The organism is Enterococcus sp. AZ020 (assembly GCF_050499205.1).
Lineage (GTDB): Bacteria > Bacillota > Bacilli > Lactobacillales > Enterococcaceae > Enterococcus_L > Enterococcus_L dunnyi.
On record NZ_JBIPAT010000001.1, the window covers coordinates 1,823,520 to 1,846,962 of the forward strand.

Below are 23,443 nucleotides of genomic sequence, written 5' to 3' on the forward strand. Positions count from 1 at the left end.
ATGGACCCGATCCGTTTAATCAGACAAAAGTATAAGGATTTTTCCAAAGTAAATAAAAGAATAGCAGATTATATATTGAAGGATCCGACCCGTCTTCTCTCGCTAACGGCTAACGAAATTGCCAGCAATAGTGAAACCTCCCCAGCTTCTGTGACACGTTTTTCGAAACAGCTTGGTTTTGATAGTTGGGAAGAGTTGAAATTATCCATTGCGGCAAAACAGGCAGTCGGTAATGGTAAAAAAGATATCGATCCGATCATCGCAGCAGATGACTCGGTAGATACGATTTGTATGAAGGTAGAGTCGTTATTAAATGCAACGATCGAAGATTTATTTTATACCGTAGATAAACAAGCCTTGCAACGGGCTATTGCTCATGTGAAAAAAGCGGAAAAAATCCATTTGGTAGGAATCGGTGCGTCATCCTTGACGACGTATAATCTTTATCACAAGTTTAATCGAGCAGGCCGGCAAGCAATTTTTAATTATGATAGTCATATGATGTTAGAGTTTTTAAACTATGCGACTGACCGGGATATTTTGATCGCTGTCTCATATAGCGGATTGACAAAAGAAGCCTTACTTGCGTGTGAAATCGCAAAAAAAAGAGGCGCAATAGTCATTTTTATTACCAGTAATGATGGTGATAGCGTTCAATCATTAAGTGATGAAGTCTTGCTCGTTCCAAATAACGAACATCTGATTCGAGTGGGGGCGATCTCTTCGATTGCTTCGTCTATGGCAATAGGAGATGTCCTGTATCTAGGATCGATCCAAGATGATTTAGACACTGAAATTGAACGAAATATGATCGAAACGAGCAAACTTGTCAGCCGCCTGAAAGAAAAGTAGGGGTGTGCAGGATGAAATTAGAAGAATTGACGACAGAAGCTAGAAATGAAGCAACAAAAAAAATAGACCAAGTCTCGACGTTAGAAATGGTCACCTTGATCAATCAAGAAGATCAAAAGGTTGCTGAAGCGGTTCAAAAAGTTTTACCAAAAATCGCCGAAGCGATCGATAAAGCTGCAGAGCGATTCAAAAAGGGGGGGCGCTTGATCTATTGCGGCGCAGGAACTTCCGGTCGTTTAGGGGCTTTGGATGCAATTGAATTGACACCAACATACAGTGTTTCGCCTGAGCGTGCCTTTGGTCTTCTAGCTGGCGGGGAAAAAGCAATGTTTCAAGCGGTAGAAGGGGCAGAGGATTCAAAAGAGTTGGCGATTGAAGATTTGAGAAATCATCAGTTAACAGCACAGGATGTGGTGATTGCAATAGCTGCTAGCGGCCGAACCCCATATGCTATTTCTGCCATTGAATACGGGCAAGAAGTTGGCGCATTGACTATTTCTGTGACGTGTAATGATGTAAGTCCGATGAATCAAATAGCAGAGATCGGGATTGCACCGATCGTAGGTCCAGAAGTCGTTACAGGCTCAACTAGAATGAAGGCAGGCTCTGCCCAAAAGATGGTTTTAAACATGTTTTCAACAGGTATTATGATCAAAGTCGGCAATATTTATCAAAATTTGATGGTGAATGTACAACCAACCAATGAAAAATTGATGCAGCGTGCAGCTAATATTATCAAAGAAGCAGCAGAAATTGACGAAGGACAAGCGAAAGAATATTTAGAGAATGCTCACTTTGAAGTGGCACCAGCGATCGTTATGGCAAAAGCAAAGGTGGATTACTCTAAAGCTAAAGAATTATTAGCAGAGCATGGCGGCCGTATTTCAGAAGTTTTAGCATAAATGTGATGAAAAGAGGAAGTTATGAAACCAAAATTAATTTTAATGAGTCATGGAAATATGGCTAAGGAAACATTTGCTTCTACTCAAATGATTGTTGGCGATCTAGCGAATGCTGAAATCGTCTCAATGGAAGCAGAAGATGGTTTAAGCGGTACTCAAGCTAAACTACAAGCGATTTTACAAAAAAATGGAGATGTTCCTATGATTGTTATAGCAGATTTAAAAGGTGGAACACCCTGCAATGTTGCTATGATGGCGATGGGAACCTATCCTCAATTACGAGTTGTATCCGGACTTAATTTAGCAATGGTGATTGAAGCGGCCATTTCCTCATTAGAAAATGTAGATGAATTAGCTGCTTATCTAACAACTATTGGACAACAAGCGGTTGAAATGATTGAACTACCAGAATTAGATGAGGAAGAAGGATTTGAAGAATAGTTGTTTAAATAATGGTGTGCTGATAAGCTTGAAATCGAGAAAGCTAATAATTAAAAAGCTGAGTAATTTCTGATTCAGAACATTACTCAGTTTTTTTTGTTATATATGCAGTTGGTCGATAATATGGCGAAGAGAGTCAAAGTAATCAAGAAACAAATTAGAGATAGGAACACTATTAGGTATGATAAAAGTGAGTGTAAGAACGAAATGATTATCAAAAATAATCATCTATCGAGAAATTTCTGAAAAAATCCAAATAATTCTTATGGTAATCTATACTTATCATAATGACAATTTATTGAGAAAGAAGGTTGATTTGATGGAACCAATTAGTAGCAATAGTGCAGTTGCAGGAGAACTCGCAAGAGGGATTTTTTCTGCGATAGATGACCTGAACAGCCAGCAATCCATCGTTACAGATGAGCAATCAACGATTTCAGGAAATACGGCAGCAAAAAATGCGATAAAAGAGTTGCAGTCTATGGTACAGACGATCAGCGCAGCCATTGCAACAGATGCCAATAATATAAAGAGCGTAGCAGCGGAATTTGATGAAGCGGATGCAACGATTCGTAAAATGATGCGTGGGTTGAGGTGAATGTATGAATGAACACCAGTCAAGATGGGATGATTTATTAGTAGAGGAACGGAAAATCGAACATGAGCTAGACGAAATGATCCAAGTCCAACGGGATACACAAAGGATCGAAGAGAATTACCAAGAACTTTTCTTTCAAGGAAATCAGCTGATGGATCGTTTGGGTCATTTTGTTGTAGAAGATAGGGATGAAATAGAGGAGCTGCAGTGGCAAAGTAAGCAGAAGCAGCAAGGGATTTTTTATCATTTAGAGGATCAAAAAGAGCAATTACATAAAGAACAGAGAAAAATAGAAGATCGTCAAGATGAGCTATTTTATGAAAAAAAGAGAGTTTTAGCAGACAAGGAGGACAGCGATGAGTATTGATATGTACTTAGGTTCTTCTAAAGCACAAGGAAGTAGTGCCAGCGCGTTAAGCGAAAGCTATCAGGCCGGATTTCAGGCATTACAAGCGGCTGTTGGTCAGTTTACTCAAGATACCCTGTTGAGAAGCCAAGCCTACGATTCAGGCAAATCTTATTTTCAAGGTGTCTATATTCCACTGATCCAAGGAGCGATCCTTGTAGCAGAAGCAACGGGAAAAGCAGTCGAAAAACTACCCAATGACTATGTGTCACAAGTAGATAGCTGTGATTTGAAATCCTCTGAACTGGAAGCCGAGATCCAGCGATATGAAACACAGATCCAAGGAATGCAAAATCAAATGGATCAAATAAAACAGTTACTGCCTGTCTCTAGTGAACGAGTGCAGCATCTTAGAGAAGCAAGGGGACTGATCTCAGATTATACAAGTGCAAAACGCAAACTGGAAAAACAGTTACAAACACTCCTCGCTTTCCATGCCTTTTCTTCTACACTTTTTACAGAAGTCACAAGCTTACAAGCTGCCGTCAATCAAGGGTTAGCCCAAGTGTCAGGAGGCAAAGGCTTCGATCCAAAGACTGGTACGTTTTCTCCAAAGAACTTGAAAGATACTCGCTGGATGATTACAATAGGAAATGCATGGGATAAACGCCAGAGAGAAATCGCTGAGATCAATCGAAAAGCGAGAGTAGAAAGAGAAATGGCTGCATTGCAAGAAGCAGCGAAAATAGCTGGTGCTGATATAGCCATGAATTCTTTCATGATGAATGTTGGTCTAATGAACATGGGGCCATCTATTTATGGAAATTTGAAAGATTACGGCTCGCAGAAGGCGTTGACAGCGTCTTTGAGACCAACTGGAACGATTAGTAGGAGCAATACGAAAGTTAGTGGAGTTGGTATTCCCAAGAGTTCAAAAAGTAGTTTACATTATCAAAACTATAAAAATGATCTAATGAAAGAGGACATAATTGAAAAATCAAAACCTATCATATCTGGTTCTGATTTGAAAGATCCTAAAGTAATTTCTGAACTCACCAAAAATGGGAGCTCTATATTAGATTGGGCAAAAATGGAGTCGACATATAGTTATGAAACTTCAATGGGAAAAGGTAAGGTTCACTATTATAGAAATTTGAAAACTGGTGAAATTAGCTTTTATGATCTCAAAATGAAGGTTCCAATTCCTAAAGATTTGAAAGTTAGGGAGGGACTTACTGATGACTTTTGGATCATAGATTTAGATAATAATTTTAAACCAAAGGGGATTAGATAAAATGATTGTAAAAGCAATTTCTAATAAAGAAGATAGAGATATTACTATTAGTAAGCTATATCCAGTCCTTATAAAAAAAGAGAATGAAATTAGAATAGTTGATGATTTTGGAGGACTATCAATATACGAACTTAAAGATTTTCAAATTTTTACAGAAAATGTTAGTTCGTATATTAAAGATACAGATTCTTTAGTATATAAGCTAGTAGACTATTCAACTTTTTTAGAAGAATATTATAATGATGAAAAAAAAGCGAGGGAAAATGTAGTTAATAGCAAAAAAAACATATTTGATGAGGATTTAACTGCAGATGAATTGGTTGAATTGATTACATCAGAAAATTATTCAATTGATGAAAAGATTTCATTTATTGACGTTATAGGCAATGAAATGAGTGACAAGTTAGCTAGAGTGTTAAGTAAGTATTTTATGAATAGTTGCAATAGAGAATTAGAATTATTGTTACCCACATTTAAACTTTTGTCTAAATATCACAACCAAGAAGTTGATGATTTATTTTTGAAGTGGATTAGTGACGATACAATTGATAATACTTCTATGCAAAATATAATTATTGAGTATTTCAACGATTTTAATTAGAAGAAAAAGGAATGAAGCCAATTTTTGGTTTGAAAATTGTATTGTATTTAGTAAGCAGTATTTCAAAAGATTTGACCATTCTTTTGTGAAAAAAACAGTCGAATATAATACGAAATGATGAAACGGTATCAGTGAGTGAATAATCACTGATACTGTTTTTGTGTATAAAATATTGAACGGTTGAAGAAAATACTTCAGACAAAAAATAACTGATCAAAGAAATCAATCATTAAGACATTTACCATATCAAAGAGAAGTTGAGTGGTATTCTGAATCAGGATATACAGCTTTTTTCTCTACACAAACTGTTGATTCTGCTCGAATTATGTTAAAATAAATAGACTTGTTTTAGAATAAAATCCTACTCAAGAATAAAGGTGTGAAATCATGGAGCCATCCATTACAGATAAAAAAATCAACGAAGAATTAATGAAACTACTCGCCTTGATCGGTGAAGATGAATTGATTCAACGCTACAAAAAAATAGAAGAAAAAGTTCAAAATAACGAAAAACTGACAGAGCTGGTCGAACAAATCAAAGCTGCTCAAAAAGATGCTGTCCAGTTTGCACATTATGACAAACCTGAGGCAGAAAAAGCAGCTATCCAAAGAGCAGATGAGCTGACGAAAGAATTTGATGAGCACCCATTAGTAGTGGCATATCGTGAACAACTGATGGAAGCGAATGACTTATTACAGCATGTGACGGATATGATCCAATATAGAATCAATGAAGAACTAGAGAAAGAAGGGTAACAATGCCGCAAAAGACCAAAAATACGCCAATGATGGAACAATACTTAGCAATCAAAGACCAGTATCAGGATGCATTTCTTTTTTATCGCTTAGGTGATTTTTACGAAATGTTTTATGAAGATGCGATCAATGCGTCGCAATTATTAGAGCTAACATTGACGAGCCGTAACCGTAATGCAGATGAGCCGATCCCAATGTGCGGTATTCCTCATCATGCAGCGCAAGGTTATATCGATACGCTGATCGAAAAGGGATATAAAGTAGCTATTTGTGAGCAAGTAGAAGATCCAAAGACGACCAAAGGAATGGTCAAACGTGAAGTTGTTCAACTGATCACACCAGGAACAGTCATGAACAGCAAAGGCTTAGAAGCAAAAGATAACAACTACTTGACCGCCGTAGTCGAAGCAGCTGGACAATTTGGATTAGCCTATGTTGATTTAAGTACAGGAGAACTAAAAACAGCAATCTTAAGTGATGAGGATGGATTGATCAATGAAGCATCTGCCCTGCAAACGAAAGAAATGGTTTTGGGCAGCCCTTTATCAGAAACACTTCAGGAAACTCTTAAAAGTCGGCTGAATATCATTTTTTCAGAGCAAAAAGAAGCAGAAGAAAATGCTGAATTTAATTTCCTAACAAGTGAATTGACGGAACCCTTAGAAGTAGAAGTCACAGGAAAATTGCTGACTTATTTGACTACGACACAAAAACGCAGCCTAGCTCATATCCAAAAAGCAGTGGACTATCAACCAGATCATTTCTTAAAAATGGATCATTATTCAAAATTCAATTTGGAGCTGACGCAATCGATTCGAACCGGCTTGAAAAAAGGCACGTTGTTGTGGCTGCTGGATGAAACAAAAACGGCGATGGGCGGCCGTTTATTAAAACAATGGCTGGATCGTCCATTGATCCAAGAAAAACAAATTCGGACAAGGCAGGAAATGGTTCAGTCATTATTGAATGCTTATTTTGAACGTGTCGATTTACAAGCGACCTTGACCAAGGTCTATGATCTTGAACGTTTAGCTGGACGTGTCGCGTTTGGGAATGTGAATGGACGTGATTTGATTCAGCTGAAGACATCACTAGAGCAGGTACCGTTAGTCCGTGAATTGATCGTCGGCATCAATCAGGGAGAATGGAACGAATTACTTTTAGACTTGAATCCAGCAGAAGATATCGTTGAATTGATCAACAATGCGATCAATGAAGAGGCGCCATTAGCGATCACTGAAGGAAATGTCATCAAAGATCATTACAATGAAAAATTAGACGAATATCGTGATGCGATGCGACATGGAAAACAATGGCTGGCAGAATTGGAAGCAAAAGAACGTCAGGAAACAGGGATCAAAACCCTGAAAGTTGGCTTTAATCGTGTATTTGGCTACTACATTGAAGTAACCAAGTCGAACTTAGCTAATCTAGCAGAAGGCAAATACGAGCGCAAGCAAACATTGGCAAACGCTGAGCGTTTCATTACGCCGGAACTCAAAGAAATGGAGACTTTGATTTTAGAAGCAGAAGAAAAATCAGTCGATCTTGAATATCAGCTATTCTTAGAAGTTCGTGAAAAAGTCAAAGCAAATATCGAACGTCTACAAAAACTAGCCAAAACGATCAGTGCCGTGGATGTGTTGCAAGCTTTTGCCACAGTCAGTGAACGTTATCAATACGTCCGTCCAACACTCAAAAGCAATAGTAAAGAACTTCATATCGTTGAAGGGCGTCACCCCGTTGTTGAAAAGGTCTTAGGTCATCAAGAATATATCCCAAACAGTGTGCATATGGATAAAGAAAATATTATTCTTTTGATCACTGGTCCAAATATGTCCGGTAAAAGTACCTATATGCGTCAGCTTGCACTTACAGTAGTGATGGCGCAAATCGGCTGTTTTGTTCCTGCTGAATCAGCAGAATTACCGATATTCGATCAGATTTTTACTAGGATCGGTGCATCAGATGACTTGATTGCAGGACAAAGTACCTTCATGGTAGAAATGATGGAAGCCAATCAAGCACTTCGTCATGCGACACCGAATAGCTTGATTTTGTTTGATGAGCTTGGTCGTGGTACAGCTACATATGACGGTATGGCTTTGGCTCAGGCGATCATTGAGTATATCCACAGAGAGGTTAAAGCGAAAACCTTATTCTCTACCCACTATCATGAACTAACAGTGTTAGATGAAAATCTGAAGGGATTAAAAAATATTCATGTTGGCGCCGTGGAAAAAAATGGCGAAGTCGTTTTCCTTCATAAAATGATGGACGGTCCAGCTGATAAGAGCTACGGGATCCACGTAGCAAAAATTGCCGGTTTACCAAGTGATCTTTTGGAACGGGCAGCGACGATTCTATCTGCTCTGGAATCAGAAGAACAACCGGTGAAGACAGTCGAATATCAAGACGAAATCAATGAAGATACAGAACAGTTATCTTTATTTAAAGAAGTGTCGACAGATGAATTGAGCGTGATCGATACATTGAAAAAAATGAACCTATTAGAAATGACACCAATGGATGCATTAAATAAATTACATGAACTGCAAAAAAGAATCTAACGAACGTGAAGCAAGGAAAGGATGGGACAGATGGGGAAAATCCAAGAATTATCAGAACAACTTGCCAATCAGATCGCTGCTGGTGAAGTCGTCGAACGTCCTGCATCCGTTGTAAAAGAACTTGTCGAAAATGCAATTGATGCTGGCAGTTCTCAAATCGATATTTTCATCGAAGAGGCAGGGCTAAAAACGATCCAAGTGATCGATAATGGTGATGGAATCGCAAAAGATGATATCTTGAATGCCTTTAAGCGCCATGCAACAAGCAAAATCCATACGAGAGACGATTTATTCCGCATTCGTAGTTTAGGATTTCGTGGAGAAGCTCTTCCAAGTATTGCTTCTGTTTCGGAAATCATCGTAGAAACAGCTGTCTCAGAAGAAGGTGAAGGCAGTTTTATTCAAATGAAGGGCGGTAAAGTCGAAGAACATCGTCCAGCAGCCTTGAGAAAAGGTACGAAAATCACTGTTTCTAACCTGTTCTTCAATACGCCGGCACGCTTGAAATATGTCAAGACGATCCAGACTGAGCTAGCGAATATTGGGGATATCGTCAATCGTTTAGCCTTGAGCCACCCAAACATCGCTTTTCGTTTAGTCCATGATGGAAATAAAATGATGAATACGACAGGAAATGGTGATCTAAAACAGACGATCGCAGGCATTTACGGCATCAGTACCGCTAAAAAAATGTTGAAAATAGAAGCGGAAGATTTAGATTTCAAATTGACTGGGTATGTCTCTTTACCAGAAGTGACGAGAGCGAGCCGCAATTATTTATCTACGATCATCAATGGGCGTTATATCAAAAACTTTTCTTTGAATAAAGCAGTGGTTGAGGGGTATGGCTCAAAACTGATGGTCGGCCGTTTTCCGATCGCTGTTTTAGAAATCGAGATGGATCCTTTGTTGGTGGATGTCAATGTTCATCCAACGAAGCAGGAAGTTCGTTTGAGTAAGGAAAAAGAATTGATGGCACTCATCAGTGAAGCAATCCGTGAAGTCTTGAGTCAGGAACAGCTGATTCCAAATGCTGCAGATAATCTGCGTTTCAAAAAGAAGGTCGAGCAGCAGCCGAAAGTAGAGCAAATGGAAATCCCTTTGACAGAACAAGAGGAAACAGCAAAACCGATTCGAAAGCCGGGAAGTTTAGGTTACGATCCTACTAGCGGTAATTTCTTTGTCAAAGAAACAAAGGCAGACTTTTCAACACAACCATTACCTGAAAAGTCAAAAGTAGAAAGTTCTCCAACTGAACAAGAGAAAGAAGCATTGATGGCCCATGCATTTAGTTCGCCCTATGAAGAACGACCGATTGAAGAACTTACTGTTGAATCGACTGAGGTATCTATAGATTCAGAAAATGCAACAACAGTAGATGAACAAGTGTATGAAGAAGAATTGAGTCATCATCCAGAGTTTGATTTTTCAGCAAAGAATAATGAACGACAATTAGAGCAGGCACTTAATAAGTTATCATCTGAACGTCCGAAAGAACGTTTTCCAGAATTAGAATATTTTGGTCAAATGCATGGCACCTATCTTTTTGCCCAAAGTAAAGATGGACTATATATCATCGATCAACATGCTGCGCAAGAACGAATCAAATATGAATATTTTAGAGAAAAAATCGGTGAAGTTTCTGATGATCTTCAAGAGCTTTTAGTACCAATCGTGATCGACTATCCGAACAATGATGCGTTGAAAATCAAAGAAGCGAAAGATACTCTGGCTGAAGTGGGCATCCATCTAGAAGACTTTGGTCAAAACAGCTTTATTGTGCGTGCTCATCCTACTTGGTATCCAGCAGGTGAAGAAGAGAGTATCATTCGAGAAATGATCGATATGTTTTTAACAACTGGAAAAGTCAGTGTGAAAAAATTCCGTGAAGCAACAGCGATCATGATGAGCTGTAAACGCTCGATCAAAGCAAATCATTATTTAAATGAACAACAGGCTAGAGTGTTGTTAAAAGATCTTGAAACATGCGAGAATCCGTTTAACTGTCCTCATGGCCGCCCAGTATTGATCCATTTTACAAATTCCGATATGGAGAAAATGTTTAAACGAATTCAAGACCCACACTAAAAATTGAAAAAGGTGACAGAAATGGCAGTAATTCTAGCTTCACAATCTCCGCGCAGACGGGAGTTGCTTGGACGAATCGTCTCGGATTTTGAGATCGTCCCGGCAGATATCAACGAAGAGGTGAAAAGCTATTTTACCCCAATGGACTATGTCTTAGAGATGGCTAAACAAAAGGCAAAACACATTGCTAAGAAATACCCGAATGATTTAGTGATCGGTTGTGATACCATCGTTACGATCGATAATGAGATTTTAGGAAAACCGACATCACGAGAAGATGGTTTCCGCATGCTGAAGCAGCTTAGCGGTCGGACACATAAGGTTTATACAAGTGTGGTTTTGATGAAAGACGATCAAGAATCCTCAGCGACTGTTCCAGCAACTGTGGAATTCTATGAATTGAGTGATGAAGAAATCAATCGCTATTTAGATACTGATGAATATAAAGACAAAGCAGGAGCATATGGGATCCAAGAACAAGGAGCTTTGTTCATAAAAAATATTCAAGGTGATTACTATTCGATCATGGGACTTCCCATAGCCACGCTGTATCGCATGCTGCCGGCGTTTGATTAAGAATAATAGAAAGAAGGACTATCGATGAAATGCTCAGAAACAAGAGCGATTCAAACTCATATTATTACGTATCCTTATCTAAATTTTCATAAGACATTATTTGGCGGTCAGTTGATGGCTTGGCTGGATGAAACCGCTGGGATCGCAGCTGTGCGTGTGTCAAGATCAGCCATTGTGACGGCTTCTGTGGATCATCTAGATTTTTTAGCGCCATTAAAAGCTAATCATTCTGTTTGTATCGATGCGTATGTATCTGGTGTTGGTACACGCTCAATGGAAATTTTTGCTAAAGTGATCGGTGAAGACTTATTTACAGGTGAACGTTATCTGGCGGGAACGTGTTTCATGACATTTGTTGTGCCTAAAGGTGCGGAGTTGCCGGAAATGATCGAACCTCAAACAGAAGAAGAACGCTTTATCTGCCAAGGGTATGAAACAAGAAAAGCAGCTCGACAAGCCAAGCGTCAAGAAAGTATCGATCTTGCAAAAAATGTCGATTTGGATATTCCTTGGAATTAATAAACGCTTAAACACTTATTTTCTAAACAGGAAATAAGTGTTTTTTTCTGAATAATGCTATTATTAGGATAATAAAACTAGTAAGGATGTGATTTGTCGTGGAAAAACCTTCAAAAGAAGAGCTGAAACAAAAATTGACCGATATTGAATATGCAGTAACCCAAGAAAACGCAACAGAGCGTCCATTCTCAGGAAAGTATGATGATTTTTATCAAGATGGGATATACGTCGATATTGTCAGCGGTGAGCCACTCTTTAGTTCGACTGACAAATATGATGCGGGCTGCGGTTGGCCTTCATTTACTCACCCTATAGAAAAACGTGGTGTCAAAGAAAAAGCCGATTTTTCATTGGGAATGCATCGGGTCGAAGTGCGGAGTAAAGAAGCTGATTCGCATTTAGGTCACGTGTTCACAGACGGCCCCCAAGATCAAGGCGGTCTCCGCTATTGTATCAATGCAGCTGCTCTAAGATTTGTTCCAGTAGAAAAGTTAGAAGAAGAAGGATATGGAGAGTATAAATCCTTATTTGAATGATCAATAAAGCGTCTAGTGTTTTCTCACACTAGATGTTTTTTTTATTTTTTTATATCACTTGTTATTTTATGTGTGACTAAAACAGTTGCTATTCTGGATTCTTTTTAGTATTATAAGAATATTCAAAATATTAAAATTTGAAAAGAAAATTATTATTTATTAAGGAGAATAAAATGAAAAAATCGAAGATGACTAAATTGATCAGTGTTATGTTGTTGTCGACACTTGCTTTAGTAGCATGTGGAGGCGGAGGAAAAACCGATTCGACAGGTAGCAGTACTGGAGGAAAAAAAGCTAGTGGGGAACAGCTTTTTAGAGTAGTTGTGCAACAAGAAATGCCAAGTGCTGATTTATCAGTCGCAACGAATACAATTAGCTTTTCGGCGTTAAACAACGTTTATGAAGGGTTATATCGTCTAGATGAGAACAGCAAACCTCAGCCGGCTGGTGCTATTGAAATGGCTGAAAAAAGTGAGGACGGACTGACATATAAATTCAAACTTAGAGAAGATGCTAAATGGTCTAATGGAGATCCTGTCGTTGCTGCAGACTATGTATATGGCTGGCAACGTACAGCAGACCCTAAAACTGCAGCAGAATATGCCTACATGTTTGAATTAGTGAAGAACGGGGCAGATGTCTCAGCAGGCAAAAAAGGGCTTGATGAGCTTGGGATCAAAGCGAATGGCGATCATGAATTAGAAGTAACATTGGAGCAGACAACACCTTATTTCGATTACTTATTAGCATTTCCATCGTTCTTCCCGCAAAATAAAAAAGTAGTGGAAGAACAAGGGAAAGACTATGCAACGAAGAGTGAAGCATCTGTTTACAATGGTCCATTCACATTGACTGATTTTGATGGTCCGGGAACAGATACAGAATGGTCATATACAAAAAATGATCAATATTGGGATAAAGACACTGTACAATTAGATAAAATCGAAGTGAAAGTGGTCAAAGAAGCACCAACTTCTCTAAACTTATTCCAAGATGGTCAGACAGATGACGTTATTTTAAGTGGTGAACTGGCTCAGCAAATGGCAGATGATCCACAATTAGTCATCCAAAAAGAAGCCCGTACTTCTTACTTGGAATTTAACCAAAGAGATGCAGATTCTCCTTACCATAATGAGAACTTAAGAAAAGCAATTTCTTACTCTATCGATCGTGATGCTGTTGTTGACCGAATTTTAGGTGATGGGTCTATCGCTTCAACAGGATTAGTGCCGGAAGGAATGTCATTCTCGCCAAAAGACAATAAAGATTTCGCAGAAGAAAATAAAGGAATCTTGAAATCCGACAAAGAACAAGCGAAAAAATACTGGGAAGCAGCGAAAAAAGAACTGGGCATCGATTCATTCAAATTCGATATTGTCGGAGATGATACAGACTCGACGAAGAAAATCTTAGAATATATTCAGGGTGCTGTGAAAGAAAACCTTGACGGTGTAGATGTAACCGTGACCAATGTACCATTTACCGTTCGTTTAGATCGTGGTAAAAACGGTGATTTCGAAGTGATCATGGGCGGTTGGGGTGCTGATTATGCAGACCCAAGCAGTTTCACTGATTTATTTGTAACTGGTGGCGCGTATAATAGAGGCCGTTACTCAAATAAAGAATATGATACTTTAGTACAGGATTCTGGTAAAAAGAATGCCGCAGATCCTGAAAAACGTTGGGATGACATGGTTCAGGCTGAAAAGCTGATCCTTGATGAAATGGGTGTTGCTCCAGTTTATCAAAAAGCGGAAGCTCACCTACGGAACTCAAAAGTCAAAGGTGTCGTTGCACATGGTGCTGGCGCAACTTACGATTATAAATGGACGTATATTTCTGAATAATCATAGAAAAAATAGGCTAGCCTTAAGGTCAATCTTAAGGCTAGCCTATTTTGCTCAGAATAAGCCTGTTTTTGATGCTACTTCTTTTCTCTAAATTGTGTTAAAATGGAAACGTATGTGCGTGTTAGCACAAAAATATGCTGAATAAAATGTTGGAACAGCATCGCTTAGAAAGGTGAAATTATGTACGAATATATCCTTGGTAAAGTGACCTTTATCAGTCCTTATTATATTGTTGTAGAAACAAACGGTATCGGCTATCAAATCTCAGTAGGCAATCCTTACCGCTATTCAGGAAAGACAGAACAGGAGATCAAGATCTACGTTCATCAGGTCATTCGTGAAGATGCACATACATTATATGGCTTTAGTGATCTAGATGAGAAACAGCTCTTTTTGAAGTTGATCAGTGTTTCAGGGATCGGTCCTAAAAGTGCGTTGGCTATCATGGCTTCTGAAGACCATGGCGGCTTGATCAATGCGATCGAAAGTGAAGATGCGAAGTATTTGACGAAATTCCCGGGAGTAGGGAAAAAGACTGCTCAGCAAATGGTGCTGGATCTAAAAGGCAAACTCGGTGAATTAGAGACATCGGATGCAGCGGTTGAAGCAATGGCGCAGACATCACAAGCATCTTCGAATAATCAGGCATTGACAGAAGCATTAGAAGCGCTTAGTGCTTTAGGTTACAGTGAAAAAGAAATCAAACGAATCACACCAAGTTTAGAAGGTTTAGGCGTTCAGCCAACAGATGAATATTTACGTAATGCATTGAAATTGATGATGAAGCGTTAAGGAGGAAGAGCTATGACTGAAGATGAGAGACTACTTTCAGCGCAAAGCAGCGAAGGTGAAGAGTCACTGGAAAAATCACTACGTCCGCAGTTTCTCGAACAATATATCGGTCAGGATAAAGTAAAACAAGAGTTGACGATTTATATCGAAGCCGCTCGAACGCGTGAGGAAGCTTTGGATCATACCCTTTTATATGGCCCTCCTGGTTTGGGAAAGACAACAATGGCAATGGTCATCGCCAATGAAATGAATGTCAATATTCGTACGACTAGTGGGCCTGCGATCGAACGAGCAGGGGATTTAGTGGCTATCTTGAACGAGCTGGAGCCGGGAGATGTGTTATTTATTGATGAAATCCATCGACTGCCTCGTTTAGTAGAGGAAATGCTATATTCAGCGATGGAAGATTTTTATGTGGATATCATGGTTGGACAGGGAACGACTGCTCATCCCGTTCATTTTCCTTTACCACCGTTTACATTGATCGGCGCGACAACTCGACCAGGAATGCTCTCGGCACCACTTAGAGACCGTTTTGGGATCATTTCACATATGGAGTATTACGAGACGAAAGATTTGAAAGAAATCGTTCAACGTTCAGCCGACATTTTTCAGACAGAAATCGTTGAAGAAGGCGCCTTTGAAATTGCTCGACGTTCTCGCGGTACGCCTAGAATTGCTAACCGCTTGTTGAAACGTGTTCGTGATTTTGCTCAGGTGCAGTCTAATGGTGTGATCGATCGAATGATTGCCGATCAAGCGCTGACCCTTTTGCAGGTGGATCATGAAGGGTTGGATTATGTCGATCAAAAGTTGCTGAAAACAATGATTGAATTGTATGGCGGCGGACCAGTGGGATTAAGTACGATCGCAGTCAATATCAGTGAAGAAACTGAAACAGTCGAAGATATGTACGAACCCTATCTGATACAAAAAGGATTTATCAAAAGAACGCCAAGAGGGAGAATTGCCACACCACTGGCGTATGAACATTTTGGCTATGATTCTTATTACTCAGAATGATGAAGTAACAAAGAAACCCAGTAACTACCTTACGGCGATGCCGTTGACAGTTACTGGGCTTTTCAGTTAATTAAAACTCTGCAAAATATTTATAATTAATTTCTAAAGGAGTACCATCTTTTACTGCTATAAAATCTTCTTTATCGGCACCTTCGTAGGTACTTTCAGTCCAAGAAAAATCAAGTTGGAAATCATCAACTTTTACTAAAGAGCCAACCTCTACGTAATGTACAACTTCTTCATAAAAAGTAAACTCATCAGTACTATAATCATTTACGTAATGTCTAGTAACAACAGGAACGATATAATGTGAAGATGTCCCTGAGAATACGACTTCATGTGTACCATTTTTCTTCAATTGTGTTACTTCGTTTTTACCTACAGCAGTTGCAGCGTTTGTACGAGTCCCAATAACAGTACCGTCTTTAAATGGTTTTGTTACGTCACCTAATAGTCCGCCATTAGCTAAATAAACGCTTTCTGGTGTTGAAGACCAGTTGTAGTTAGCCATATTTGTCATGTTACGAGCCACTGTTGTATAGTTTTGAGTTAAATTCAGTGGATCTTCATCAGAAATTTTGAAATCTGGTTTTACGTATTCTTCACGAACTACAGCTCCATTATATGCGCGCAGCATTTGTTTGTCTGCATGTAAAGCAGATAAAGAACTATTGATATCGTGAGAAATACCTGTGATTGAGCTTCCTGCATCTTCTGCTTGAATATGTGCAATGATTGAACGAGCTCCGGCAACTTTCCCTTCACCGATAACTGTAGCACCTTTCCATGCATAGATATCACGGTACGCGTAAATTCCTGTACCATTGCTACTTACACCTTTAAGAACAGCATCATAGTAAGGTTTGATATCATTGTTACTGTAAACACCGTACTCTGAACCAGAGGCTTCAACAGAACCGCCTTCCATTTGGATTTCATTTTCTACTTTCAATCCAATTTTTGAAGCAGAGGCAGTAACTTTCCCTTTACCATATTTAGTTGTTTTGAAAGCTCTGAAATGCGTTCCTACATTGATAGCGACATCATCTGTCGTATCTACGTTCATTTCACCATTTCCGCGTAATTCTAATGTGTGTTTTGCATTGATTGAATTAACGTTTACGGGCTTTGTATTGTTTAAAGTAATGATGATTGATGATGAACTGTAAATTTTCGCATTTTCATTTAACACGTATTCCCCTTTTTTTGTCGTTAATACGTTTGTTCCATCATTTTGTGTAGTGATCGTTGCAGCGTATCCTTTTAAATCTGTACTTTCAGTCAAAATCGAAGCGGCATCAGCAGATTGACCAGCAAAAAGACCCAAACCTAAAGCGACAAGTGACCCACCTAATATTTTTTTGTAACTAATCATTTTACCCATCCTTATTATTTTTTTCTGCTAATTATATAAATAACACTAGCAGTACATTGAATATAACATGACGGAAGAGGTTATTTCTTCCTCTTATTTTCCAGTGGATAAAACTTTTTGATAAAAAAATGTCTTTTTGTTCTTTTAAAAATCATATATATTTTATAAATGGAATATATGTAGTGCTAAAGAACCATTAACAATTGTTAAAAGGGTACTGCAACTTTATATTTTTCTGTCATTCTTTGGTATGATGAGTATATCTAAAAAAAAGTGAGGACAAAACGATGAGCGAAGCACAGATTACCAAAAAAGCGATTTCGTCTGCATTGATCGACTTATGCGGTAGAAAATTATTTAGCAAGATCAGTGTACAGGACATTACGAAAGAAGTCGGCTTAAACCGCCAAACATTTTATTATCATTTTACAGATAAAAATGACCTACTACGCTGGATTTACACCCATGATGCGTTGATCTATTTGGATTCACCAGACACTAGTATCGACAATTGGGAAGAGCAAGCCTTAAAAATGCTTAAAGCGATCCAAGAAAAAAATGATTTTTACTATAATACAGTCAATTCTGATTCTGATATTTTAAGAACTTGTTTTTCTGAGATCACAAACAAATTATTTATTCATTTATTTGAACAGATGGATAAAGAAAAGCAGTTGCTTCCAGAAGATAAAGTCTTTTATGCCCGTTTCTTTTCATATGGCTGTAGCGGAGTACTGATCGACTGGATCTTAGGTGGTTATAAAGAGTCCCCGTTAGAGATTGCAACACAGCTCTTTCGATTAGCAAAAGATACAGAATTTTTCTCTTACCGTCTTTATGCACAAGAAAACGAACTATTATGACAAATCGACTAGAGTGTCTAAAAAGCTGACGGAATGGAAAGGCTATCACAAGACTTTTCTAATGAATCATTGTACGCTAGGTTCATAAAATGAATCGGAGGGATTTTCATGAAGAAAAGACATATTGGATTAGTTACTGCGGGTGTGTTAGGTGCAGCCGTTCTTGCCAAAAAAGCATCCGTCGATAAAAAAACAGCAAAGCTTTCAGAAGTGGAAGAAGAAATCAATAGCCGTTATTATGGTGATAAACAAGTCTATCTCATCGGTGGCGGTATTGCGACGATGGCAGCAGCAGCTTACTTACTTCGTGATGCAAATTTTAACGGTAAAAATATCCATGTGATCGAAGGAATGAAAATTCTTGGTGGTAGCAATGATGGTATAGGTACAAATGAAAAAGGGTTTGTTGCTCGTGGCGGTCGCATGCTGAATGAAGAAACCTATGAAAATTTCTGGGAGCTATTTAGCACTATTCCTTCATTGGATTGGCCTAACCACAGTGTGACAGAAGAAATATTGAATTTTGACCACTTACACCCAACACATGCACAAGCACGTTTGGTTACAAAAGAGCAAGAAATTCTTGATGCCCATACTATGGGCTTTGACAATGAAGACCGTTTGGCTATGTCTAAATTATTGGCAACTCCTGAAGAAAAGTTGGATGGTGTGACGATCGAAGAATGGTTTGGCCCTCATTTCTTTGAAACGAATTTCTGGTATATGTGGCAAACAACCTTTGCATTCCAAAAATGGAGCAGTGTCTTTGAGTTGCGCCGCTATATGAATCGAATGATCTTAGAATTTTCTCGAATCGATACGTTGGAAGGTGTTACTCGTACACCGCTCAACCAATATGATAGCGTGATCCTACCTTTGAAAGCTTATCTAGAAAAACATGGGGTTGACTTTACACTAAATGAGGATGTTGTGGATCTAGAATTTAAACCAGGTTCCGATATTACCGTGACTGCATTAAAACTGGGCAATGGTGAAACGATCGAATTAAATGAAGAAGATGTGGTCATCATGACCAACGGTACAATGACAGACAGCTCTACCGAAGGAGACTGGAGTCATCCGGCGCCGGAAGTGACAGAAGAGTCACGTTCAGCAAGACTTTGGCGTAATATTGCGAAGAAAAAAGCTGGATTAGGAAATCCTGAACCGTTTTTCGGTAATGAAAAAGAAACCAATTGGGAAAGCTTTACCGTGACGTGTAAAGGTGACCAGTTATTAAAACGTATTGAAGAATTTTCCGGTAATATTCCAGGTTCGGGTGCATTGATGACCTTAAAAGATTCAAGCTGGTTGTTAAGTACTGTTGTGGCAGCTCAGCCGCACTTCAAAAATCAAAATCCGGATACCACGATTTTCTGGGGCTACGGCATCTATACGGATAAGATCGGTGATTATGTGAAAAAACCAATGCGTGACTGTACAGGAGAAGAAATCTTGTGTGAATGGATCTGTCAAATGGGCTGGCAGTCAGATTGGGAAGAAATCAAAAAAGACATCGTCAATGTGATTCCAGCATATATGCCTTATATTGACGCCCAATTCCAACCACGAAAAATGAGTGATCGTCCAGCTGTCGTACCTGAAAACAGCACAAATTTTGCGATGGTCAGTCAATTTGTTGAGATACCAAAAGATATGGTCTTTACAGAAGAATACTCTGTTCGAGCAGCGCGAATTGCGGTATACACGCTGTTTGATATTGATAAAGAGATCGTACCAGTGACACCTTATAACCGTGATCCTAAGGTTTTGGCAAAAGCGGCACAAACAATGTTTAGATAGTAATGAAAGTGACTGGGATATAACGCGTAAAGTTATATCCCAGTTATTTTAATATAGAAGGCTAGCTATGTTACTATAATAAAATGAGGAGGGATAGAATGAAAAAAGTACTATTTGTCTGCTTAGGAAATATTTGCCGATCACCTATGGCAGAAGCTGTATTTAGAGAGAAAGTCAAAAAGCACAGGTTGGAAAATCAGGTGCAGGTTTCTTCAGCTGCGACTAGTCGCTGGGAAGTAGGCAACCTACCACATCAAGGTACACAAGAAATCTTAAAAAGGCAGGGGATTTCTTTTAGTGGAATAAAAGCAACACAAATCAAAGAACTGGATTTTTTTGAGTTTGACCTTCTTATTGGAATGGATGCAGAAAATGTAGCGGATTTAAAACGGGTCGCACCTTATGGAACAGAAGAGAAGATTCATTTATTTATGGAAGTTGTAGCTGGTAAAGAGAGGATGGATGTTCCAGATCCTTATTATACTGGTGATTTTGATCAAACCTATACATTAGTCGATCAAGGAACAGATGCTTGGTTAACTTATCTGGCTAAAGAATAAAAATAGAAAAGAAATCAAAATCTCAGACTAAAGGTGGATGTATCTTTTTTAAGAATATTTTACAATAGAAAAGTAGAGCAACAACGTAAAATGATCATTAAAAAGATTGGAGGAAATAGAAGATGAAAGGCTCATATAAAACAGTTGTATTTGAGACGAGCTTGTATTATATTTTATTGGCGATTGTACTGCCCTTGATTTACGCTGTTACGTATCATGTCGCTTTTTTATCTGTGTTTACTACAGAATGGCTGGCAGTGACACTATTTCTATATCCAATCGTTTTAGTTTTATCGACCATCCGCTATGGCTATATTCGAATCAGAAAGACAAGTCATTCATAAAAAAGACTGAAACAAAAAAGAAATCTCTTTGTTTCAGTCTTTTGCTATTTTATAGGGTCAGTTGTTCCATTTGGAAAGCATCCGTCATTTCTTTCGTCGCTTTATCGATCGGGGTAACTGATTCTAGTTCACCTTGAACTGCGATTCGAGTTGTCGCATACATGTCACCGCAAGTAATCAGCGTGATCATTTTCTTGCCGGGAACATCATCGATCAACTCCACGCGTGAAGGATCGATCTTTTCTACATAATTGATTTTATACGTATATACGTTATTCAAGTCCGTTGTGTAGATCAGCTCACCGGGTTTAGAATACTCTAATGGTGAAAATAGCGAAACCATATCTTGCACACGATGACTGGCAAGCGCATAGTTGCCTTTACCCATCTCCTGATCCGGTTTCATTGTACCAGCACCGGTCAATAGCACAACATTGTCCAGTCCTCTGAAAATCGGTAAGTTGATTTTCACATCAGGAAGCGCTACTGCTCCGATCACAGGTAAATTTCGGTTTCCAAACTGAGCTTTGATGACAGCTTCTGTACTAAGCGATTCAACAGCTTCAAAGTCAAAGGAAACATCTTTTTTATTATTTTTTTCGATATCTTCAGGCGTTAGTTTTTCTACAGCATACGCTTTTCCATTTTGCTGGATCAGCAGATTTCTAATTTGTGTGTTGAAGACTAAAGCTAAACCAACGATCAGCAATAGGAATAAAAATATATTGAGCAGCCAATTTCGTTTTCTGGATTTTTTCTTTTTAGGTACTTTTTTTCTTGAGGCCATAAGCTCCCTCCTTTTTTTATAAGTGTATCATAAGTTGATTTGAAACCCTAGCTTAAAAACTTTATTTTTTTCTAAAAGCTCATTTTTAAAAAGGGTCGTTAAAAAAACGAACGACTTTTAAGCAATGAGAAAAATAGCTTATATAGACTGCGCTAGATGGAACTTTTTTAACTCTTTGTAACTGAAACTTAAAATAAAAGACACAAGCTTTTATTACAGAAATATTGTAGAATGGAAGTAACGAAAAATGATAGGGGGATCGAACGAATGGTAGAATTGATTTATGTACATATCGACATGACCAGTAATGCAGTTTTATCAAAAGGAATCACGCATGCAGATTTTACGCATTCGATCGTTCATCACCCGAAAAATCTTCTTTTGCTGAATCCATCTGCAGAAGAAGGAGAGTATGATATGCATAGTGGTTTGAAGATCATTCGCGGTGAAGAGAATGTAAATCAGTATTTTTCAACCACTCACCGCAGAAAAATGAACGAGGAAATCAAGTGGATCGATTTTTCAGATGTCACGATGCTGAAAGAGCTAACACCATTAGAAATCTCAGAACTGCTCTATTTTGGTCATATGAAGACAAGTCTTCATTCACCATTTTTTTATAAATTACAAAATAATTTTGTGTTTTTTGAATTTGTTGATCATATGACACGTATTTATTATCGCTATATCGATGAGTTTTATCGAATCTTAGCGGATAAAATCACTCGAGTGATTTTAGAAAAAGTCAATGATCGTAAAACATTCTTTAAGAGAGGGATTCCAGTTGAGAAATTGGATGTCGATATCCTAAAAGAAATGAAGACGATTCTACAAGAAGGTGTGGTCTTTTGCTTCGATCAAATGGACATCAAAGGTAAGGAGTATCACATTCCCATCCATGTTGTAGAAGATTCATTGTGGAAAACGAAAAACTTTGCTTACCGCAATGAACCTGTGATCGCTATTTTGATTTATAATACAGCCAAACGCTCGTGGCGTTTGATTCATGAAGATGATTTTGAATTTTCTGGATTCCCAAAACAAGCATAATTTAGAAACACTGATAAGAAAGCCGTAGTTGCTCTCTTATCAGTGTTTTTTTAGATGTTTTTTTGTAATCTCAAGCGTTTAGCAATTTTTTCGATCAAGAAAAGGGCAGGTAATTGAGAAGTCAGCTCGATCGTTTTGTCATGGTTATCACTTGTTTTGTAGATCGTCTCCCGATTGATCGTATAAGGAATGTTCAAATCGGACATTCTACTGATCGTTGAGCTGTCGCTGTTGGTGATGGAAATGATCGGGCATTTTTTTGTATTCAGACGTTTGATGTAGTGGATGATTTCTTTCGTTTCACCTGTGACAGATAGGGCGATCACACATGTTCGTTCAAGGATATCATCAGGAAACCATTCAATTGGGGAGTTAGAAGGATCCTCGATTCGTAAGGCTGTTTGAGACAAATTAGTGAAATAAAGAGAACCATAAGCGGCAATCGGTTCAGATGAACCGGAACCGAGAAAAAGGACTAACCCTTTATCTGCTAAAAGTGTGACAGCTTGCTCAATTTTATGATCAAGGAAAGGCTCATTGACACGTTCTAAGAAGTGGATATGCTGAGTTTCATCGACATCAGCAATTTGAGCCTGATTGATCGATTCATAATATAAATGTAGCTTGACTTTGAATTCAGAGAAACCATTACACTCAAATTTATGACAAAAGCGTAAAATACTTGCAGTGCTGGTATGTGTTTCAGTAGCTAAATCTCTGATGCGCATGTAAGTGACAGTCTTTAAATTGTTGGCGATATAGTGGTAAATTTCATATTCTAAAGGATTCAAATCAGGGATGTAATCTAAAAAAAGCATAGTGTCCTCCTTGTAGTTACAGGCTGTGACAAAATTGTGAGAAGTGACAAAAGCCGTCAATTATCACAAAGGAATGAAAGCGTATAACAAACATTATAA

24 protein-coding genes are annotated in these 23,443 nt (G+C 38.4%); 21 read left to right on the forward strand and 3 right to left on the reverse strand.

The annotated features are described in order from the left end of the window. The 16 genes from IGI58_RS08875 to ruvB all read left to right on the forward strand — a co-directional run bounded on the left by IGI58_RS08875 (nucleotide 1) and on the right by ruvB (nucleotide 15,744). A complete protein-coding gene (locus IGI58_RS08875) occupies nucleotides 1–852 on the forward strand; it encodes a MurR/RpiR family transcriptional regulator (RefSeq protein WP_429953740.1) in 852 nt (283 codons plus the stop codon). Between the two features lie 11 nt (nucleotides 853–863). Then, nucleotides 864–1,754, forward strand: a complete 891-nt coding sequence (murQ, locus tag IGI58_RS08880) for an N-acetylmuramic acid 6-phosphate etherase (protein ID WP_429953739.1) — start codon at nucleotides 864–866, stop codon at nucleotides 1,752–1,754. Nucleotides 1,755–1,775: 21 nt separating this feature from the next. Then, entirely contained in the window at nucleotides 1,776–2,195 is a 420-nt protein-coding gene (locus tag IGI58_RS08885) for a PTS sugar transporter subunit IIA (protein ID WP_429953738.1), read from the forward strand. A 319-nt stretch (nucleotides 2,196–2,514) separates the two neighbouring features. Continuing rightward, nucleotides 2,515–2,793, forward strand: a complete 279-nt coding sequence (locus IGI58_RS08890; protein ID WP_429953737.1) for a TIGR04197 family type VII secretion effector — start codon at nucleotides 2,515–2,517, stop codon at nucleotides 2,791–2,793. A 4-nt stretch (nucleotides 2,794–2,797) separates the two neighbouring features. Then, nucleotides 2,798–3,160, forward strand: coding sequence for a DUF3958 family protein (locus IGI58_RS08895; RefSeq protein ID WP_429953736.1), 363 nt, complete (start codon nucleotides 2,798–2,800; stop codon nucleotides 3,158–3,160). Next, the gene (locus IGI58_RS08900) at nucleotides 3,150–4,433 is read left to right on the forward strand and encodes a hypothetical protein (protein ID WP_429953734.1); all 1,284 of its coding nucleotides are present in this window, start codon (nucleotides 3,150–3,152) and stop codon (nucleotides 4,431–4,433) included. The genes IGI58_RS08895 and IGI58_RS08900 overlap by 11 nt, the downstream gene beginning before the upstream one ends. 1 nt (nucleotide 4,434) lies before the next feature. Beyond that, a complete protein-coding gene (locus tag IGI58_RS08905) occupies nucleotides 4,435–5,034 on the forward strand; it encodes a hypothetical protein (RefSeq protein WP_429953733.1) in 600 nt (199 codons plus the stop codon). A 387-nt stretch (nucleotides 5,035–5,421) separates the two neighbouring features. After that, a complete protein-coding gene (locus IGI58_RS08910) occupies nucleotides 5,422–5,790 on the forward strand; it encodes a RicAFT regulatory complex protein RicA family protein (RefSeq protein WP_225533233.1) in 369 nt (122 codons plus the stop codon). 2 nt (nucleotides 5,791–5,792) lie between these two features. After that, a complete protein-coding gene (gene mutS / locus IGI58_RS08915; RefSeq protein WP_087640570.1) occupies nucleotides 5,793–8,360 on the forward strand; it encodes a DNA mismatch repair protein MutS in 2,568 nt (855 codons plus the stop codon). 30 nt (nucleotides 8,361–8,390) lie between these two features. Then, on the forward strand, nucleotides 8,391–10,448 hold the full coding sequence (gene mutL / locus IGI58_RS08920; protein WP_429953732.1) for a DNA mismatch repair endonuclease MutL: 2,058 nt from the start codon (nucleotides 8,391–8,393) through the stop codon (nucleotides 10,446–10,448). Nucleotides 10,449–10,469: 21 nt separating this feature from the next. Continuing rightward, the gene (locus IGI58_RS08925) at nucleotides 10,470–11,024 is read left to right on the forward strand and encodes a Maf family protein (protein ID WP_429953731.1); all 555 of its coding nucleotides are present in this window, start codon (nucleotides 10,470–10,472) and stop codon (nucleotides 11,022–11,024) included. Between the two features lie 24 nt (nucleotides 11,025–11,048). Continuing rightward, nucleotides 11,049–11,543 (forward strand): acyl-CoA thioesterase, encoded by a 495-nt coding sequence (locus IGI58_RS08930; RefSeq protein WP_429953730.1) that lies wholly within the window; start codon nucleotides 11,049–11,051, stop codon nucleotides 11,541–11,543. A 98-nt stretch (nucleotides 11,544–11,641) separates the two neighbouring features. Further along, nucleotides 11,642–12,079, forward strand: a complete 438-nt coding sequence (gene msrB / locus IGI58_RS08935) for a peptide-methionine (R)-S-oxide reductase MsrB (protein ID WP_087640574.1) — start codon at nucleotides 11,642–11,644, stop codon at nucleotides 12,077–12,079. Nucleotides 12,080–12,252: 173 nt separating this feature from the next. Continuing rightward, a complete protein-coding gene (locus tag IGI58_RS08940) occupies nucleotides 12,253–13,926 on the forward strand; it encodes a peptide ABC transporter substrate-binding protein (RefSeq protein ID WP_429953729.1) in 1,674 nt (557 codons plus the stop codon). A gap of 183 nt (nucleotides 13,927–14,109) precedes the next feature. Then, nucleotides 14,110–14,721: a Holliday junction branch migration protein RuvA gene (gene ruvA, locus IGI58_RS08945; RefSeq protein WP_429953728.1), complete on the forward strand. Its 612-nt coding sequence runs from the start codon at nucleotides 14,110–14,112 to the stop codon at nucleotides 14,719–14,721. Between the two features lie 12 nt (nucleotides 14,722–14,733). Beyond that, nucleotides 14,734–15,744, forward strand: a complete 1,011-nt coding sequence (gene ruvB, locus IGI58_RS08950; RefSeq protein ID WP_429953727.1) for a Holliday junction branch migration DNA helicase RuvB — start codon at nucleotides 14,734–14,736, stop codon at nucleotides 15,742–15,744. 70 nt (nucleotides 15,745–15,814) lie between these two features. Here the strand turns inward: ruvB and IGI58_RS08955 are convergent, their stop codons facing one another. Beyond that, nucleotides 15,815–17,119 (reverse strand): hypothetical protein, encoded by a 1,305-nt coding sequence (locus IGI58_RS08955; RefSeq protein ID WP_429953726.1) that lies wholly within the window; start codon nucleotides 17,117–17,119, stop codon nucleotides 15,815–15,817. A gap of 287 nt (nucleotides 17,120–17,406) precedes the next feature. On the opposite strand from IGI58_RS08955, the gene IGI58_RS08960 reads away from it, so the two are divergent. From IGI58_RS08960 to IGI58_RS08975, 4 genes are all read left to right on the forward strand, one after another. After that, nucleotides 17,407–17,982: a TetR/AcrR family transcriptional regulator gene (locus tag IGI58_RS08960; protein ID WP_429953725.1), complete on the forward strand. Its 576-nt coding sequence runs from the start codon at nucleotides 17,407–17,409 to the stop codon at nucleotides 17,980–17,982. A 108-nt stretch (nucleotides 17,983–18,090) separates the two neighbouring features. Continuing rightward, nucleotides 18,091–19,785, forward strand: coding sequence for an oleate hydratase (locus tag IGI58_RS08965; protein ID WP_429953724.1), 1,695 nt, complete (start codon nucleotides 18,091–18,093; stop codon nucleotides 19,783–19,785). Between the two features lie 98 nt (nucleotides 19,786–19,883). Then, entirely contained in the window at nucleotides 19,884–20,345 is a 462-nt protein-coding gene (locus tag IGI58_RS08970) for a low molecular weight protein-tyrosine-phosphatase (RefSeq protein WP_429953723.1), read from the forward strand. Nucleotides 20,346–20,467: 122 nt separating this feature from the next. Continuing rightward, on the forward strand, nucleotides 20,468–20,689 hold the full coding sequence (locus IGI58_RS08975) for a hypothetical protein (RefSeq protein WP_225533243.1): 222 nt from the start codon (nucleotides 20,468–20,470) through the stop codon (nucleotides 20,687–20,689). Between the two features lie 49 nt (nucleotides 20,690–20,738). On the opposite strand, the gene IGI58_RS08980 is transcribed toward IGI58_RS08975, so the two are convergent. Further along, nucleotides 20,739–21,476: a class A sortase gene (locus tag IGI58_RS08980; protein WP_087640583.1), complete on the reverse strand. Its 738-nt coding sequence runs from the start codon at nucleotides 21,474–21,476 to the stop codon at nucleotides 20,739–20,741. Between the two features lie 267 nt (nucleotides 21,477–21,743). Between IGI58_RS08980 and IGI58_RS08985 the strand changes: the two genes are divergently transcribed. Then, on the forward strand, nucleotides 21,744–22,526 hold the full coding sequence (locus IGI58_RS08985) for a hypothetical protein (RefSeq protein ID WP_087640584.1): 783 nt from the start codon (nucleotides 21,744–21,746) through the stop codon (nucleotides 22,524–22,526). A gap of 50 nt (nucleotides 22,527–22,576) precedes the next feature. On the opposite strand, the gene IGI58_RS08990 is transcribed toward IGI58_RS08985, so the two are convergent. After that, a complete protein-coding gene (locus IGI58_RS08990) occupies nucleotides 22,577–23,344 on the reverse strand; it encodes a MurR/RpiR family transcriptional regulator (RefSeq protein ID WP_429953722.1) in 768 nt (255 codons plus the stop codon). Between the last annotated feature and the right edge of the window lie 99 nt (nucleotides 23,345–23,443).

Coding starts and splice junctions, on each gene's coding strand:
- IGI58_RS08990 (WP_429953722.1), bottom strand. CDS start 23,344: ATGCTTTTTTTAGATTACATCCCTGATTTGAATCCTTTAGAATATGAA.
- ruvB (WP_429953727.1), top strand. CDS start 14,734: ATGACTGAAGATGAGAGACTACTTTCAGCGCAAAGCAGCGAAGGTGAA.
- mutL (WP_429953732.1), top strand. CDS start 8,391: ATGGGGAAAATCCAAGAATTATCAGAACAACTTGCCAATCAGATCGCT.
- IGI58_RS08960 (WP_429953725.1), top strand. CDS start 17,407: ATGAGCGAAGCACAGATTACCAAAAAAGCGATTTCGTCTGCATTGATC.
- IGI58_RS08900 (WP_429953734.1), top strand. CDS start 3,150: ATGAGTATTGATATGTACTTAGGTTCTTCTAAAGCACAAGGAAGTAGT.
- IGI58_RS08980 (WP_087640583.1), bottom strand. CDS start 21,476: ATGGCCTCAAGAAAAAAAGTACCTAAAAAGAAAAAATCCAGAAAACGA.
- murQ (WP_429953739.1), top strand. CDS start 864: ATGAAATTAGAAGAATTGACGACAGAAGCTAGAAATGAAGCAACAAAA.
- IGI58_RS08895 (WP_429953736.1), top strand. CDS start 2,798: ATGAATGAACACCAGTCAAGATGGGATGATTTATTAGTAGAGGAACGG.
- IGI58_RS08905 (WP_429953733.1), top strand. CDS start 4,435: ATGATTGTAAAAGCAATTTCTAATAAAGAAGATAGAGATATTACTATT.
- IGI58_RS08930 (WP_429953730.1), top strand. CDS start 11,049: ATGAAATGCTCAGAAACAAGAGCGATTCAAACTCATATTATTACGTAT.
- IGI58_RS08975 (WP_225533243.1), top strand. CDS start 20,468: ATGAAAGGCTCATATAAAACAGTTGTATTTGAGACGAGCTTGTATTAT.
- IGI58_RS08965 (WP_429953724.1), top strand. CDS start 18,091: ATGAAGAAAAGACATATTGGATTAGTTACTGCGGGTGTGTTAGGTGCA.
- IGI58_RS08940 (WP_429953729.1), top strand. CDS start 12,253: ATGAAAAAATCGAAGATGACTAAATTGATCAGTGTTATGTTGTTGTCG.
- IGI58_RS08910 (WP_225533233.1), top strand. CDS start 5,422: ATGGAGCCATCCATTACAGATAAAAAAATCAACGAAGAATTAATGAAA.
- IGI58_RS08885 (WP_429953738.1), top strand. CDS start 1,776: ATGAAACCAAAATTAATTTTAATGAGTCATGGAAATATGGCTAAGGAA.
- IGI58_RS08985 (WP_087640584.1), top strand. CDS start 21,744: ATGGTAGAATTGATTTATGTACATATCGACATGACCAGTAATGCAGTT.
- IGI58_RS08970 (WP_429953723.1), top strand. CDS start 19,884: ATGAAAAAAGTACTATTTGTCTGCTTAGGAAATATTTGCCGATCACCT.
- mutS (WP_087640570.1), top strand. CDS start 5,793: ATGCCGCAAAAGACCAAAAATACGCCAATGATGGAACAATACTTAGCA.
- IGI58_RS08955 (WP_429953726.1), bottom strand. CDS start 17,119: ATGATTAGTTACAAAAAAATATTAGGTGGGTCACTTGTCGCTTTAGGT.
- IGI58_RS08890 (WP_429953737.1), top strand. CDS start 2,515: ATGGAACCAATTAGTAGCAATAGTGCAGTTGCAGGAGAACTCGCAAGA.
- IGI58_RS08875 (WP_429953740.1), top strand. CDS start 1: ATGGACCCGATCCGTTTAATCAGACAAAAGTATAAGGATTTTTCCAAA.
- ruvA (WP_429953728.1), top strand. CDS start 14,110: ATGTACGAATATATCCTTGGTAAAGTGACCTTTATCAGTCCTTATTAT.
- IGI58_RS08925 (WP_429953731.1), top strand. CDS start 10,470: ATGGCAGTAATTCTAGCTTCACAATCTCCGCGCAGACGGGAGTTGCTT.